We start from the raw sequence: 13,286 nt of genomic DNA on the forward strand, positions 1-13,286 counted from the left end.
GCCTATCGCCGAATTCAAAGTATATACCTTGGGCACCCGCGGGCGAGAAGGGGACTAGGCTCGCGCATGCGACAACCGCTAATAGCAGTTTTTTCATGGGCTTTACTCCAAAAGTTCATCTGCTTTGATAACGCTTGGAGGGTCGAATTGTTCAAGGCGCGCTAACGGCGTCGAAAGTGGCAACACCTTGCGCAGGGGACAAGGTGTGTCGTCATGTCTGACGAGTGCATTACGGTCTGCAACGATTTAACTTGAAGGATGGAGCGCCGACAATATCGGACCTGCGATAGATTCGGCTGGCTAATCTCCCCCAGAGATCTGCAGGGTGACATGCTTGCGTTTCAGCCCGCGATGAATATGAGAACAACCGGTTCAACGCTGCGACGATGACCAGTATTCCTGCCGACAGCTTTATAGAGAGCCGCTTCCAACACCGCATCGCCGACATCGTCGCCCAACGGACAGGAAATCCGGCACGCTCCAAACGGCGCAACGTCTCGCGCACGCTCGAGGGGGCCGCACCAACGCGCACCGCAATCGACTTGTGGCCAAGGCCTTCCTCAATCCGTATCTCAGAATCTCGCGGAAACGCCGCATCTTTAATCTCTCCGCTGGTATTGCGTTCCTTCCTCTCAGGCAACCGAAAGGTCGAATGTCTCACCAGCAGGACACCCCGACGAACAGCCCAATCAGCGGGCGGCTTCGAACTCGTGACCTCCACATTGACAACCTTGAACGAGGGAGCAAGATGATCTCCGTCCGGCGTGCCGGCCACACGGTGGCCATCGCTATGCTAACCGCGCTCAAGATCACGCCTCGTGTTTGCCGATGGAACGGCTTCGTAAAGGAACAGGCGGATTGACCATGGTGCCACCTGGCCGACTGATCGAACCAGCTCTAGGCATCGGTGCCCTTCTGTTACTGACTGTTGGTTGCACACTTGTGCTTTGGCCATTCGTGTCGGCAATCCTATGGGCCGCAGTGATTTGCTTCTCGACCTGGCCAATCTACCGCCAATGCGAACGTGCTGTCGGGGGTTACCGAGCGCCGGCTGCCGCAGCTATGACGATATTGGTGGTCTTTGTTGTGGTCGCGCCGCTTGCTATCCTCGTAACGGCGCTCGCCGACGACATAGCAAAACTAGCCGAGGGAATAACGCGCGTCCTGGAGCAGGGTCCTTCAGCGCCACCAAGCTGGGTGAAAGGCCTGCCGGTTGTTGGCGAGAGCGTCGCTGCTTACTGGGAAAACCTCACTGACGACGCCCCTGCATTTATCGTCGAGCTCAAAAGGCTGACCGGTCCTATCACCGATATTGCCCTCGCTGGCGGGGCAGCTTTCGGAGCCGGCCTCCTCGAACTGGGGCTCAGCATATTCATCACCTTCTTTTTGTTCCTGCACGGTCGGCGCATGATCAGTTTCATGCGTCAGATCAGTGAGCGCGTTGCAGGTCCTCGCGCCAAGACGCTCGTCACGATCATCGGCATGACAGTGAAGGGTGTCGTCTACGGAATGATCGGAACGGCCCTTGCGCAAGGCCTACTAGCCGGCATCGGTTTCTGGATCGCCGGTGTACCTCAATCGCTGTTGTTGGGTTGCCTGACCTTTGCGCTTTCGTTCGTGCCCGCCGGACCACCGTTCCTGTGGGGACCGGTTGCCCTTTGGTTGATGCTGCAAGGATCTATAGGATGGGGCATCTTCATTGCGATCTGGGGCTTGCTTCTTGTCAGCAGCATTGACAATTTCCTTCGACCCTATCTTCTTAACCAAAACAGCAACCTACCTGTGCTGCTGGGCTTGTTTGGGCTTATAGGCGGCGTCTTGGCTTTCGGCCTGATCGGGCTTTTTCTCGGGCCGACCTTGTTGGCGGTTGCCTATAACCTTTTTCTCGAGTGGGCTGCATCGCAAATGAGCGACCGCATACAATCTGCATCCCCTATACCTGCTACTGACCAGCATTTGGGATCTAGTAGATGATATCCCTCGGAGTGGTGCGGCCTTCGGCGAAGGCCGCGTTTGTCGGCGACAAGCTTAGAGAGCGGATGTCATTTCAGAGATCGGTCTTGGTTCAAGGCGATCCGCTCATTCAAACCGTCGCCGGTTGAGCTATTTGGCCGCGTGCTAGCCCCCAAACACCATCGCCGTTGTTTCGCCGGTGTTCTTATCCTCAACATAGGTGTAGAGCGGCTTGCCCCCATAGGTCCACATCTCTTTGCGATAACGCCGACAACGAGATCACCACCGACATCCCAAAGGAAACCGATCCCCTCTGAACACAGCCTTGAGCAATCCGACCGCAATACTGACCGGAGAGGCGACAGCAGATCGTCCTCAACCCAAATAACCGGAAAACCATCCCGCAACCAGCGCTAAAGCCACTGCCATCACAATGAGTATCCATACACCCAGACCGCGCTTTGGCGGCTTCCCAGAATAGCGATCAGGATCAGCCATGGTGCTCGCCTCAAGATAGCTTGGACGTAAAGCACAGCGTCAGCGAGAACGATAGACGAAGGCTCTGCGTCCGGTTAGCGGTTCCCTTCACCTCTCCTTTTATGCGGATAGTGGTCCCGGCACCACGGCACGTCGATAGTGTGTACAGAAAAAACGCCTCGCACTATCGGCGGCGCAGGTCGCAGACTGAAAGGTCGCTTCAGAGAAGGGGCATTCCTGAGACGATATCCGGTAAACGCATGGCATAACCAATGGTTCTGTCGAAGAGGATTTCGGTTGCGTTCCTCAGGGGCCGACCGGGCAATCCGGAGGCGCGAATTCCTCGATCAGCTCGTGCGTGACATGCTCGTGGCGGTGCCAACGACGATCGCTCCAAACAAGGTTAGGTGTTGAGGCGTTGCTGTGTTCGTTGGTCGAAGAAATGAACGTTGGCGGTTTCGAAAGATAGCTTCACCCGTTGCTCCGGCACCAGTTCGACACGTTCGCGCACGACCCATGTCAGCTCCTTGCCTTCAAGCTCCACGGCGACATGGGTTTCCGACCCCGTCGGTTCGACCACCTTGACCACCGCGTCCACACCGTTCTCGCCGCCCAAGGCGATGTCTTCCGGACGAATACCCAACGTCATTGGACTTTTTGCAGAGTTGGCAGGAGCTCGCGACAGCGTCAGGCGTGAACCGCCCTTAAGCGACAATGCCGGACCTCCGGCGTCTTGCAGTGTTCCCTCAAGAAAGTTCATTGCGGGAGAGCCCAAGAAACCTGCAACAAAGATGTTGCGCGGTCTGTCGTAGAGTTCGAGCGGACTGCCGATCTGTTCGACGCGACCACCGTGGAGCACGACGATTTTGTCAGCCATCGTCATGGCTTCGATCTGGTCGTGGGTGACGTAGACGATCGTGGTCTTCAGGCGTTGATGCAGAGCTTTGATCTCCGCTCTCATCTTCACGCGCAGTTTTGCGTCCAGATTTGAGAGAGGTTCGTCAAAGAGAAACACTTTCGGGTCTCGCACGATAGCGCGACCCATTGCAACGCGCTGTCGCTGTCCGCCTGACAACTGGGCCGGCTTTCGATCGAGAAGGGGCTGCAATCCCAGAATTGCTGCGGCCTCACTTACCTTTTGCTCGATTTCCGGCCGTTTGGCGCCAGCGAGCTCAAGCGCAAATCCCATATTCTGGGCGACGGTCATTTGCGGATACAATGCATAGTTCTGGAAGACCATCGCGATATCGCGATCCTTCGGTTGCAGATTGTTCACCACGCGACCGTCGATGCTAATTTGGCCAGCCGTGATCTCCTCGAGCCCCGCGATCATGCGCAGCAATGTCGACTTGCCGCAGCCAGAGGGGCCGACGAGAATGGTAAATTCGCCGTCGGCGATCTCGACGTCGACACCATGAATTATGTCCACGGCGCCGAAGGACTTCTTGACGTTCTTGATGCTTAAGCCAGACATTTTGGACCTCTTGATATCCCTAGCGCTTCCTGCGTACCCGCAGGGCCTGATATGGCTTGCGCGGAACCTTGACGCCGAAGGCCGCGTCCGGCTTACCACCCCGGACAATCGCACCATGGCGTGTGGGATGCGGAACAGGGGCCTCCACTTTCTGAAGCGGTGTGATCGTCATCTCCCATGTGTCGATGAGATCGACATCATAGTCGTCGCTCTCGGTCGGGAGACCCGAAGACCAGATGACCGGCTGATGCTCACCGAAATAGATCAGGCGGAAATCGCCGTCGCCGTCGCGCACGCCGGACACGCGCGACCAGGGCCACTCGCCGACGGAACCGAGTGGCTCGAGGCCATGCTTCACATCCGCTTCCAGAAGGTCCCTGAGGAAGCCGATGCGCTTCCATGCTTCGCCATGCAATTCCCCACCCTTAGCCCACCAGATCAGGTCGTCTGGATGGGAATAGGTTTCGCCATGACCGGCATAGCCGCCGCGTGCCATCGTGATCCAGAAGCGGTGCACGAGCTCCTGCGCACTGAGATTTCCCCATGACTGCAGGATGTCGCCCTCATATTCCGGCTCGTCGTTGACAACAGGCTTGCCGTAGGCGTTGCGCCACTCCTGGGTCCGCTTGACGTCCGGGTTTTGAATGCAGGTGTGCGTCACCCATGGCTTGCGATGATCGAAATTCGCCGTCACATCGCCATTGTGGATGGAACGCAGGTGCTGGTAAGGGTCGTTTTCTTCCAGGATGTGAAAATAGCGATCCCACTGCTCCATCGGCTTCGTATCGATGAGGAAATCATACTCATTGGCAAGCGACCACCAGACGTTGCGGTATGCGGACAGACGCGCGGCCAGATATTCGACATAGCGGAAATCCTGTTCGGCCGACATATCCGCATAACCCCACCGGTCGTAAGGGTGGAAGACGATGATATCCGCTTCGATCCCTAGTCCGCAGAGCGCTGCGACCTGTTTGTCAAAATGCTGGAACATGGCGGGATTCGGTCGGTCGAAGTCTTCCTTGCCATCCGCTCCTCGTTCGAAGCAGGGGTGTAGCGGCTCGTTGACGTTGTAGGGGTAGTCTTTGGGAAATACGCCCATCCGGATCTTGTTGAAACGAGTCTTCCCAAGCGTCTCGAGAGTTTGCTTTTGCATCTCAAGCGGCTGATGCGTCCAGGCATAGCAGGTCGTACCGAATGACAGGAATGGGGTCCCGTCCGCATAGGCGAAGTGGAATTTGTTGCGCACGCGGACCGGGCCGTGATTGCCTGTCGATGGCGCCGTTGCGACCAGGGAGCCAGTCTTTCCGTCGAGTGCAGCAGTCCTGGAACGCGTTACAAACGACCATTCGCCCTCGACGTCGGGCATGAAGCGCATACGGTACGTCCCGTTGCCGTCATAAAAACCGGGGACCCGCATGTCCCGGCTCTTGTGGGTGAACACGGCATCGAATGCCACGTCGAGATAGGGATTCCCGTCGGAGGGTCCATCAAAGGAGGCCTCGAACACGCCCCATTTTTCGACTGTTGCATCAGACATAGAATTCTCTCCTCGTGGAATACATTTATGGTCGCTAGCCTTTGACAGCACCTGAGGTGAGGCCAGACACGAAGTAGCGTTGGAATATGAGATAGACGATGGTCGCCGGCAGAACGGTCATCACGATGGCCGCATTGAGCTGGCCGTAGTTGCTTGAGAACTGCCCCTGGAACGACATTAGCCCCAGCGGCAACGTCCACATGTGCTGATCCTGGAGCAGCACCAGCGCCATGGCGAATTCGTTCCAGGTGGAGACGAAGTCGAGAATAAGCAGTGCCGCAAGGACGGGTAGGCACACGGGCAGAAATATCCGTCTGAAGATGGTGAAGTGGTTCGCACCGTCAATGAGTGCCGCCTCCGACAATTCCTTCGGAATGCCCTTGAAGAAGCCGTGCAGGATGAAAACCTGATAGGGAACGCCGAAGGCGATGTAGGGGAGAATGACCCCTGGGTAGGTGTCGATGAGGCCGAACGAGTTTACCAGGGTAAACAGGGGCGCAAGCATCACCTGAAAGGGGATCATCGTGCCGAACACGACGAGAAGCAACAGGGCCTTGCTGACCTTCAGCTTGATCTTGGCAAGGGCATAGGCGGCCATGGCGGAAAGCAGGAGCCCAAGCGGCACTTTGATAACTGTAATGATGGCGCTGTTGAAGAAGGAGCTTGCGAAGTTGCCGCGGCTCCATGCGGCACTGTAGTTTTCGAACGCGAGGTCGGTCGGTGGCACGAAAGCACCCGTGCTCGTCACCGCCGCCGGCGTCTTCAAGGATGTGAACACGATGAAGACAAATGGCGCCACCCAGACGAGCGCCACGATGATCAGCGTTATCCAGAGACCGATCAAAATCGGATCCCGCTTCATTGAAGATGGTTCGACCTGGAGCCGCAAGAGGGTCGAGTCAGTTGGGACTGCTGTCACGATTCAACCTCCTCGTGCTTTTGGGTCCATCTGAGATAGGGGATGACCACGGTCATGGTGATCAGGAGCAGGACGACGGAAATTGCCGCGCCTCGTCCAAAATCGAAGATCTGCATGGCCTGTGTGAACGCCCAGAGTGCCAGCATCTGGGTGGACTGCGCCGGGCCGCCACCCGTCAGACCGTAGACGATGTCGAATGCCTTCAACGATGAGATGATGGAAAGAACGAGAACGATCGTGACCGTCGGGCGCAATGCTGGCAGCGTCACATGCTTGAACACCGCCCAACGACCAGCGCCATCGATGCGCGCGGCCTCTACAAGTGTTTGTGAGACATTCTGCAGGCCTGCCAGGAACAGGACCATCGAAAAGCCGACCGTCTGCCAGAGATACGCCAGGAAGACGGAGTAAAGGGCGATATCCTTGTTGCCCAACCAGTCCTTGATCCAGCCCTGCATGCCCCACGACGTGAGCAACTGACTGAAAAGGCCGAAGAACGGATCGTACATCCATTTCCACATGGTGGCGACAGCGATCGGCGCGATGATGACCGGCAGATAGAAGATGGCCCTGAGACTATTGCGGCCAAAAATCTTCTGATTGAGACTGAGGGCCAACAGTAGTCCGACCATTGGCGGGAAGATCAGGCTCATCACCGTCCAGACCACAGTGTTGCGGAAGGCGACCCAGAAAACCGGATCTCTCGTGAAAATCGCCGTATAGTTTGCAAGCCCGACGAATTGCCGATGCGGATCCAGTCCGTTCCATTTTTGGAAGCTCAGGATGACGACATTGAGCATCGGATAAAGGGCGAACACGGCATAGATTGCCAATGCCGGCGCAAGCAGGATGAGCGCTTGCACGCGCGGATCGTGTGTCGATTGTCGAAGTGACATGCTTTCCTCCTGGCAGTGAGAGCCGCTGCCAGCCTATGAAATGGGCCAGCCGATCAACACGTGGGTTGATCGACTGGCGCCTGGGAGGAATTAGGTTCGGCTTGCGATGAAGCTCTGCAACTGCTTGGCCGCGTCAGCAGGTTCAGCGTTGCCGGAGGCGACGTCATTGATGACGCGGAAGTACTCCGTCGTAACATCAAGCGGGAACGCCTGATCGCCGTTCATGTAGACCTTGCCGTACTTCTTGAAGATATCCAGCCATTCTGCCTCGAGCGGCTTCTGGTTGGTATACTCTACGTTCTTGTTGACGGAGGTCGAGCTCAGCTGACCGAGCAGATCCTGCTGCACCTTCGTGGACAGGAAATAGTCAAGAAACTTCGCCGCCATATCCGGATTCTTGCTCTTCGTACTGATGTAGTTGTACTCGGCGAAACCGTAGAGACGATCGGTATTGGTCGGGAACGGGAAAATGCCGTAGTCGTCGAGATTGGCGCCGGAGCCGTTAAGCTGGCTGACCAGCCAATCGCCTTCGAGCATCATCGCTGCACGACCTGCGGTGAAGAGGCTGTAGGACTGTTTGTTGTCGATGCCCATGAACGGCTGCAGCGTGTAGTCCTTCGTCCACTTCGCAAACTCGCCGAACGCTTCCGTCGCGCAGGGTTCCTTCGTCCAGTCCAGCGTCATTGCTTTCAGCGCGTCGTGCTTTTCAGCGCCGCACTTCGTTTCAAGGATAACGTCCATGAGACGCATGACGTGCCAGTTGACCGTTCCGCCGAACGTGAAGGCAGGAATTCCTGCGGCCTTCAGCTTCTCCGCCGCTGCAAGCAGTTCGTCGTAGGTCTTGGGTTCTTCCTTGATGCCAGCCTGTTCGAAAAGCTTCTTGTTATAGTAGACGGCTTCGCCCTTGAACGTGAAGGGAGCGCCGTGCTTGCCGCCGGGATACAGGTCCGCGAACGCCGCTGCAGAGGGGAGCAGTTCGTCGTTCCATTTGTACTCGGTGTAGTACTTGTCGAGCGGCAGCGACAGACCGGCTTTCACGTACTCGCCGCCAAGGCCAAGGCCCGCCCAGCTGAAATAAATGTCGGGTCCTTTGTCGGAGCCTGCAGCGACGCGCAAGGCAGTCTTGTGCTCATCGACGGCGCGCTGGACAATCTCGACATGCGTCCCAGGGTTTGCGGCTTCGAAGTCCGTTGCCACCTTCTTCAGGGCGGTATTGGCAGCATTGTTGTCGAAGTTGAGAGTCCAGAGCGTGATATCTTCGGCAAGAACCGGCGTTGCAGACAGGGACGCGATGGCCAGTGCAACGACGCTCGCAGACTTCAACTTCGTAGATAGGGTCAGCATTACGTCCTCCTCTTGTAAAGCCGGCCCGTTTTCGCAGATAGTTATTGACATGTCAACTGGTATGATGAGCTAATCATCATGTTGCTGTGCAAATTTTGCCATCGCGGCAATTATGATGACGGCCGACGCGGCGCCCGGATCGATGTGACCGATCGCGCGATGCCCCAACCGCGAAGCGCGTCCCTTGCCTGCTGTCATGCCGCTTGTTGCTTCACAGCCCTCGCGTGCAGCCTGTAGGGCAGCGTCGAAACACCCCGCCATGGGTGCTCCCGACCGCCAGGAATCCAGCGCGGCGTCAGCCGCCGGCCTCCAGGCGTCAACCATTGTTTTTTCCCCGAGCTCTGCCTTGCCGCGCTCCTCGATTCCCTGCGCCATCGCCGCGAAAGCGCGCAGGAAATCATCATCGGTCAATGCGTGCTTGTCCTTGGCTGCGGCTCCCGCGCGCATGAAGGCTGTGGCGTACAATGGGCCAGATGAAGCGCCAACTGCATTCAAAAATGCCTTTGCTGCGACGTTGAATGCCGGCGTTGGCGCAGTCTGGGCAGGGTCGAGTTCGCCGACGGCCTTTGCGGCCGCTTGGCAGCCTGCGTCCATGGCGAGCCCGTGATCGCCGTCGCCGATGACACCGTCCAACTCACAAAGGTGGTCGCGTGTCTTTGCGATATCCTCGGCAATCAGGGCAAACAGGTGCTGCAGGTCTTTCGTCGTGATCGTCATCGATCATCTCGTAAACATGGCGCAATCGCAGGGGTGGTCGATCAATCGCTGTAGCTCGTCATCGAGATGCATGACGGTCACCGACGCACCGGCCATTTCAAGCGACGTGCAGTAATGTCCCACGAGCGACGTATGGATGACGAGGCCGGCATCATCAAGCCGGGACTTCACGCGTCGCATCATGATGTAGAGTTCCATCGTCGGCGTTGAACCCAGCGAGTTGACGAGCACTGCGACACGATCGCCGCGACCTGCCTTCATCTCCCGAAGAATGCTGTCCATCAGTTCGTCGGTCACCTCGTTTGCCGTTTTCAGCGGCTCGCGGGCCATCCCGGGTTCTCCGTGGATTCCCATTCCGATCTCCATCTCGTCTTCGCCAATCAGGAAGTTCGGTTTGAGGGTCTGGGGCAGCGAACATGGCGAGAGCGCGACACCCATCGTGTAGGTTCGAAAATTGGCATGGCGGGCAGCACGCTCCACGTCGTTAAAAGAATACAGCAGATCACATGCCGCTCCAGCGGCCTTGAAGATGAAAACGTTGCCCGCCACGCCGCGTCGCCTGTGTCTCTGATCGGGAGGCGCGGAGGCGACGTCGTCCGTTGTCAGGACAGTTCGCGCTTCAATATCGTCCAAGGCGAGCATTTCAGCGGCCATGTCGAAGTTCATGACGTCGCCGGCATAATTGCCATACATGAACAGAACGCCGGCGCCGCCATCGACAGCCTTGGCGCATGCGATGATGGGATCGGGGGGCGGGGAGGCGAATACATTGCCTATCGCGGCAGCGTCTGCGAGCCCCTTGCCAACGAAGCCCAGAAACGTTGGTTCGTGGCCCGACCCGCCGCCGATCACCAGCCCGACCTTGCCCTTGCGCGGCCCGTTTTTGGCAATGATCGCGCGTGGCATATCGTCTACCGCGTAAAGATGGTTCGGATGAGCCGAAAGCACCCCCTGCAGCATCTCATCGACGGCGTCTGCGCCGGAATTGATAAGCTTCTTGGTCTTCACGCCATCCTCCCCAGAACAAGCTTCGTTCGCATAGATGCAATTGGTAGCGAGCAGGTCAATCCGCCAGTGGCAAGACGAGGCAAGCCAGTGGAGCGAGCAACAGGTTTGTGCCTGCGTCCTTTGACGCTGGCTTGCATGCACCGCAGTCGACCGCTCGTGCCTCGCTCGTCAAATTAACGATGTAAAGCTTTGCTCCTGTGGCATCCCTTGCAATAAAAGCCAGCACCTCGGCGGGGGAGGAGGAGACGCATTCCTGCCAGGATGCACCGGCCAAAGCAGACAGTGCCTGTACGGTGTTAAACAATGGGCGCCGCCCGCCTTCCTCGATCGGTTCAGCCGGACCGGCGATCAAACCAAACGGGCCGGTCAATGCCGAGAGTGTCAGACATTCGAGATCGGCATCCAGCACCCGTATCGCATAAGCCAGCGCGAAGGCCTCTGCAAAGCGTCCGTTATGGCGCGGGTCGCGGTTGGCCATCGGTACGCGCCCGCCCGAAGGATTGTCCATCGTGCGGCTGCCATAAGGGTTCTGCCGCATCGGAATAGTCGACGGGCCGATCCGGTAGGGCTTCCCGCCGTAGATCGCGCGAACGGATCGGGTTATGAATGGCAACGCTTCCAATGTCTGCATGACGCTGAGATCGTCTGCTGCGTGAACGATCGGATTGGTGCAGTGGCTGATGAAGTCAAGCTGCCCATCGGGAACGCGCTTTCTGTTGAGCTCGGTGAAATAGCTCAGCATGCCGCCACCGATGCGAATGCCCGGAAAGGCCAGGTGGGCTGCGGCGTAGATCTCTTCGAGAGGCGGGCAATCGGGCCATTTGCTGCCGGGCGGCGTCGACTGCCGGTCGACGGTAGGCGAGATCATGATCGCATCCGGCTTGAATTTTGCCAACTGCATCTGGCGGGCAATCTCACCCACCTCGCTTGACGCAGACTGCTTGCAGGCAAGTGCTATCTCCAGCGTCGAGCGACCGCGATGGGCGGCGGCGATTGCAGCGAAGCGCTTGAGCACTTCGACGCCATGCCCGGCACCAGGATCGAGGTGGAAGAGAAGTTCCTGGGGAGCGATCTCCGACAGGACGGACTTTGCCGACAGGGTCGCGTCAGCGTCTTCGGGTGCAATAATCAGGCCGATCGCCGGCATGGTGCCGGTTCGTGCCCCGGGCTCGAGCTTTATAGCGCCGCCCGAGCCCCCAGCAGAAGGGTGTTGTCGCACGGGGCGGCGGGTGTCAGTGATGATCAGTGACGTTTTTTGCCGAACGGGCTGGTTGGCGGGAATCTGGTACGGCCACGGAAGGGCGAGCGGTCTGACATAGGTCTTGTAGGATGCGTCCGACCAGTTCCTCTGATCCTCCATTTCAAAGACGTCGCCCTCCATCCGGCATTCTGCCTTCACGTCAGGCATCACGTCGTGGGTGATGGCGCGCATGTCCTTGAACGGCTGCCAGGGTTCTATCAAATCCGGAAACCGTGTTGCCACGACGGCGCCCTCGATGTGCTCGACCGTAGCCGGTGAGCCGGCCACTCCGGCGATCGGATGCAGAACGCAGAAGCCGCACCGGTTGGTCTCGAAGCCGGTCTTAGCGACGGCTTCGGCCTCGAAGTCAAGTCGGTCCGGGCTTCCAACGATGCGAACGTCGATGACGAGCGTCGTGTCATTCGGTCCAGAGCAAGAGGCCCGATAGGTGACCTCGAAACGATCCTCATTCTGCTCGATGGTAAGATCGGCGATCTCCGGGCTATAGGTGCCCCAATCCCGGTCGCGAACAAGATAGGAAATCGCTCTGAGCACCTCGGTTCCATCGTAGCGGATGGTGCGCAGGTTGCCATTGGCAAGATCGGCCACCAGTTTTCCGGCACTTAGTGGAACCGGTGGCATTTCGCCGATATGGGTGCCGTAGAGCTGGAACAGATCGATCGTCATCGCAGCATCGCTCCGACGTCGATTGTCTGCTCCCTGGCTGCACTGTCATAGGCGGCTTCGACAAGGGCGAACGTCTTCAGATTGTCGGCCCCGGATGTCGAGTGCTCGACGCCGCGCTTCAACTGATCGACCCAATGCTGCTGGATGGCGTGGACGCTCTCTTGGATGTTGTGCCATGGCCGCGAGGCCCATGCCAGCAGCTTCGGCGATACGTCCGTGATCGTCGTCCCCTCTGCGCTTGTTACCTGGAGGCCGTAGCCTTGCGTCAGACGGATGGTGCCCTCGGAGCCATCAAGCTCGATCAATGTCTCCGGGAACGGTTCCTTGGAGAGCTTCGTCGCGTAGCTGACGTCCACGACCGACGTGGCACCGTTTTCGTGGTCGAGGAGAATGGTCGCCACGTCCTCGCCCTTGATCTTCGGGTTGACCCGTTTGGTGCGGGCCGTGATCGATCGAACATCGCCAAGGATATAGCGGGCGATATCGATTGTATGGATGCCGAGGTCTTCGATGATGAACCGCTCGCCCTCTGCCAGATACGGCTGACCGGAGAACACGTCGTAACCCGAACGGAAGGAAAAACGCCCCCAGAAGGGCGTACCGATGGCGCCTGCATCCAGCGCCTTCCTGACGGCCTGTATCGGTGTCTGCCAGCGGAAATTCTCGTGGATCATCAGCGCTACGCCGGCATGGCGGCACGCCTCGACCATCGCCTTTGCGTCCGATAGCGTCTTGGCGAACGGCTTCTGGCAGATTGCCGGTATGTTGCTCCTGGCAGCCATTTCCACGAGGGCGCGGTGGCTCTCTGCTGTCGTGGCAATGTCGACGAAATCGAACCCTCCGTCGGCAAATAACGCCTCGGCATCGCGATAGCGACGATCGATACCGAACTGATCGCCGACAACCTTCAGCCGCTCGGGATCGCGATCGCAGATCGCGGTGATCCTGGCGCCTTCAACATCGCTCCAGGCGTGCATCTGGTTGATCGCAAAGAAGCCGCAACCGATCAACGCACCTTTCAATTCAGTCAT

General features: G+C 58.1%; 11 protein-coding genes and 1 pseudogene. 1 reads left to right on the forward strand and 11 read right to left on the reverse strand.

The annotated features are described in order from the left end of the window. Positions 1-315: 315 nt before the first annotated feature. Positions 316-597: pseudogene (locus ACSQ9D_RS31335) on the reverse strand (IS21 family transposase); the annotation flags it as partial. Positions 598-864: 267 nt separating this feature from the next. Between ACSQ9D_RS31335 and ACSQ9D_RS31340 the strand changes: the two are divergent. Next, positions 865-1,974, forward strand: a complete 1,110-nt coding sequence (locus tag ACSQ9D_RS31340) for an AI-2E family transporter (protein WP_436285965.1) — start codon at positions 865-867, stop codon at positions 1,972-1,974. 144 nt (positions 1,975-2,118) lie between these two features. On the opposite strand, the gene ACSQ9D_RS31345 is transcribed toward ACSQ9D_RS31340, so the two are convergent. The 10 genes from ACSQ9D_RS31345 to ACSQ9D_RS31390 form a co-directional block, all read right to left on the reverse strand. After that, entirely contained in the window at positions 2,119-2,205 is an 87-nt protein-coding gene (locus ACSQ9D_RS31345) for a hypothetical protein (protein ID WP_436285966.1), read from the reverse strand. Positions 2,206-2,833: 628 nt separating this feature from the next. Beyond that, positions 2,834-4,021: an ABC transporter ATP-binding protein gene (locus ACSQ9D_RS31350; RefSeq protein WP_436285668.1), complete on the reverse strand. Its 1,188-nt coding sequence runs from the start codon at positions 4,019-4,021 to the stop codon at positions 2,834-2,836. Continuing rightward, a complete protein-coding gene (locus tag ACSQ9D_RS31355; protein ID WP_436285669.1) occupies positions 3,924-5,444 on the reverse strand; it encodes a DUF5060 domain-containing protein in 1,521 nt (506 codons plus the stop codon). Before ACSQ9D_RS31355 ends, ACSQ9D_RS31350 begins: the two co-directional genes overlap by 98 nt. Before the next feature lie 34 nt (positions 5,445-5,478). Then, a complete protein-coding gene (locus ACSQ9D_RS31360; RefSeq protein WP_436285670.1) occupies positions 5,479-6,363 on the reverse strand; it encodes a carbohydrate ABC transporter permease in 885 nt (294 codons plus the stop codon). Further along, entirely contained in the window at positions 6,360-7,259 is a 900-nt protein-coding gene (locus ACSQ9D_RS31365; protein WP_436285671.1) for a carbohydrate ABC transporter permease, read from the reverse strand. Before ACSQ9D_RS31365 ends, ACSQ9D_RS31360 begins: the two co-directional genes overlap by 4 nt. Positions 7,260-7,349: 90 nt before the next feature. Next, the gene (locus tag ACSQ9D_RS31370) at positions 7,350-8,603 is read right to left on the reverse strand and encodes an ABC transporter substrate-binding protein (RefSeq protein ID WP_436285672.1); all 1,254 of its coding nucleotides are present in this window, start codon (positions 8,601-8,603) and stop codon (positions 7,350-7,352) included. A 69-nt stretch (positions 8,604-8,672) separates the two neighbouring features. Further along, positions 8,673-9,320 carry a dihydroxyacetone kinase subunit DhaL gene (gene dhaL / locus ACSQ9D_RS31375; RefSeq protein WP_436285673.1) on the reverse strand — a complete coding sequence of 216 codons (648 nt, stop codon included), beginning with the start codon at positions 9,318-9,320 and terminating at the stop codon, positions 8,673-8,675. A gap of 3 nt (positions 9,321-9,323) precedes the next feature. After that, positions 9,324-10,328 (reverse strand): dihydroxyacetone kinase subunit DhaK, encoded by a 1,005-nt coding sequence (locus ACSQ9D_RS31380; protein WP_436285674.1) that lies wholly within the window; start codon positions 10,326-10,328, stop codon positions 9,324-9,326. Between the two features lie 55 nt (positions 10,329-10,383). Then, entirely contained in the window at positions 10,384-12,255 is a 1,872-nt protein-coding gene (apnL, locus tag ACSQ9D_RS31385; protein WP_436285675.1) for a D-apionate lactonase, read from the reverse strand. Next, a complete protein-coding gene (locus ACSQ9D_RS31390; RefSeq protein WP_436285676.1) occupies positions 12,252-13,286 on the reverse strand; it encodes a Gfo/Idh/MocA family protein in 1,035 nt (344 codons plus the stop codon). The genes apnL and ACSQ9D_RS31390 overlap by 4 nt, the downstream gene beginning before the upstream one ends.

It is taken from the genome of Rhizobium sp. LjRoot258, from assembly GCF_964254185.1.
GTDB lineage: Bacteria > Pseudomonadota > Alphaproteobacteria > Rhizobiales > Rhizobiaceae > Rhizobium.